Annotated in this window: 1 pseudogene; it reads left to right on the top strand. The window is 45.1% G+C overall.

Going from position 1 to position 381, the window contains the following annotated elements:
* Positions 1-381, top strand: a pseudogene (locus tag AAEZ00_RS20685) (ExeM/NucH family extracellular endonuclease); the annotation flags it as partial.

Raw genomic sequence — 381 nt, 5'->3', positions numbered from 1 at the left:
ACTTCGCTGTCGGCCATTTGGATAAATATACCCTTTAGCCAATATCGTGTGATGCCAACTCAAGTGGTCAATGTAGTGCAAAGTAACCCGCGACAATCTACTCCAGAGTTAGCGCTTGGCGCAGATCTTCGTGTCGCCAGTTTCAATGTGCTTAATTATTTCAACGGTGATGGCAACGGCAATGGATTTCCGACTGATCGCGGCGCCGACACATTATCTGAATTTGAGCGTCAACGCGTGAAAATTATCAGTGCAATGCATGCCATTAACGCTGATGTATTTGGTTTAATGGAAATTGAAAATGACGGCTATGGTAGTGATTCAGCCATTAACGACTTAGTCAGCGGATTAAACCAAGCTATGGGAGCGGAGGTATACGCT

The sequence above is a fragment of the Shewanella sp. S1-49-MNA-CIBAN-0167 genome (genome assembly GCF_040310145.1).
In the GTDB taxonomy this organism is placed as follows: Bacteria; Pseudomonadota; Gammaproteobacteria; order Enterobacterales; family Shewanellaceae; genus Shewanella; species Shewanella psychromarinicola.
Note: the sequence above shows the minus strand (reverse complement) of the source record. Positions and strands in the feature narration are given on the sequence as shown.